This is a genomic window from Streptomyces sp. NPDC056628, from assembly GCF_042792555.1.
Taxonomy (GTDB): domain Bacteria; phylum Actinomycetota; class Actinomycetes; order Streptomycetales; family Streptomycetaceae; genus Streptomyces.
Genome location: NZ_JBHTWG010000090.1, coordinates 1 through 1,952, shown reverse-complemented (window position 1 = coordinate 1,952; position 1,952 = coordinate 1). Strand labels below are relative to the sequence as shown.

Here is a 1,952-nt window from a genome sequence, read left to right as displayed (position 1 = left end):
AAATCGGTTTGTCATTCTGACAAATAACCCTTCGGGAAATAAAAAAAACGGCTCCATAAAGAGGAACCGTTTTGCTTCAAAAATCACGTTTTGTGTTATACTGGAGAAACGAAATTGTGTTTTCAAAATTGTCATTTTCGACATGATAACTTTTCTCGTAGTGTGGTTTTGCCGAACCCACTACTTTTTTTATGTCTCCGAACTTCATTTCTTCCCGTTCCGGCTTAACAATCCCTTTTGATTTTCGATACATATTCATTCCGGAAGGATACATGTGCAGCCGTCCGCCTTTTAAAAATTTCTTTTCCCGACCTTCTACGATCTTTGTTTGCACCTCACAGCCCTCTGAAGCCACTTTTAAGGCTGTTTCCCTGTCTTGGACATCTTCTAGGTCTATATCAGTCAAATAAGCGCTCAAATAGGCTCCTATGTTGTCTATATCCTTTAATGACTTGATTGTTACAAATCCTAAACCCCATAGACTCCTTAATTCAGCATTTTTAATATAAATCTTATCCAAATCATTAAAGCGCATTAAAACATGACAATGCCAGGCTCCACGTCCTTGTGGCTCTACCACCGATAAATAATCTATCGAACTTTCTTTCTTGTATTTATAACGCAACCTGTCGATAAAATTTTGAAAATCACTATAAAGTTTTTTCGTGTCCGTCATATTTTTCTTGTATGTCAAAGTTATATGTAATTCATTTGGCCGTCCTATAAAATTGTTATTTATCAAATAACGCAGCTTCTTAAAGGTTTGTCTCAAAGAATTATAATTTTCCTGCCGATTTTCCGAATGCTCGAACTCCCGGATCTCCCCAGTAGAGAGGTCTACAAACCTATCCTTGTCCAATTTTTTGATATTATTTTTCCGGTTCATCTTCTCCATATGCTGAACTTCAATGACGTGATTCATAGTGGTCACTTTTACAACATCATTTGGAGCTATGAAAACCGCGTCACCATTGCGTTTATCCATCCATTTCCCCTCAATTTTTCCTGTAATGTTTAATTAAAATCAAGTTAATAATAAAGAACCCCAAATCCGAAGTCAGTTTTTCAACAAAAATTAGCGTCCTTTTCCCAAATAGTCCCTATACAATTCCTTAATAGCAAACTCAATTACAGCATCTTTTGAAACTCTTCCAAATTCATTGTGTTTTGTAAAATGTTCGGCTAATAACTCTAGCTTTTTAAATGTTTCAACAGTAATTCGAGGTCCAATTTGTTTTTTCTCTTCCATCCAAACACACTCCTAACAAGTTGTTAACATAATTCTAACATTGGAAATAATAGAATTCAAGAACAGAAAAAAGAAGCACACTCGGAATGATATTTCGTTTCCTTTTGATTCCGAGCCTCCACCCCTTACAATCCCCAAAGGCAACCGACAAGGGAAAATTCGTCCCTTATCGGCACCTCCGGAAATTGTACAGCAAGGGGTCACTCCCAATAAAAAGACTACGACATATAAAACAGGTTTAGCTTCAGAGAAAAAGAGCATAAGGAAACTCGGTGCCACCCTAAAAAAAAGGGTGTCAAACAGGCTGTGCCTGTTGAGTTTCTATGCTCTTAGAACAGGTGCCGTTTTTGAAGCCAAAGATATAGCATAGATACCCCATAGATATAGCAGGGATATACCAAAATATCTCTAGAGATACGGGTATCTATGCTATATCTCTCTACAAGATTCCTCCACACGCTTGACGGAAATGCTTCAGCATTTTAGCACTCACTCGACAGAGTGTATAAGTGCGCCATTCGGAATTTCAAAGCTTCAAATTTCACAGAGAGTGCCCATTTATACACACCCCCTAAATCGTGGTGTGACAATGGGTTCTCGCCGGCTCGAAATCGGTTTGTCATTCTGACAAATAACCCTTCGGGAAATAAAAAAAACGGCTCCATAAAGAGGAACCGTTTTGCTTCAAAAATCACGTTTTGTG

The 1,952-nt window shown here is 37.9% G+C and carries 2 protein-coding genes; both read right to left on the bottom strand.

The features are described from left to right. Nucleotides 1-76 precede the first annotated feature (76 nt). Nucleotides 77-985 carry a hypothetical protein gene (locus ACFRAC_RS36705; RefSeq protein ID WP_375839305.1) on the bottom strand — a complete coding sequence of 303 codons (909 nt, stop codon included), beginning with the start codon at nucleotides 983-985 and terminating at the stop codon, nucleotides 77-79. Nucleotides 986-1,075: 90 nt separating this feature from the next. Next, nucleotides 1,076-1,249, bottom strand: coding sequence for a hypothetical protein (locus tag ACFRAC_RS36700; protein ID WP_375839303.1), 174 nt, complete (start codon nucleotides 1,247-1,249; stop codon nucleotides 1,076-1,078). Nucleotides 1,250-1,952 lie beyond the last annotated feature (703 nt).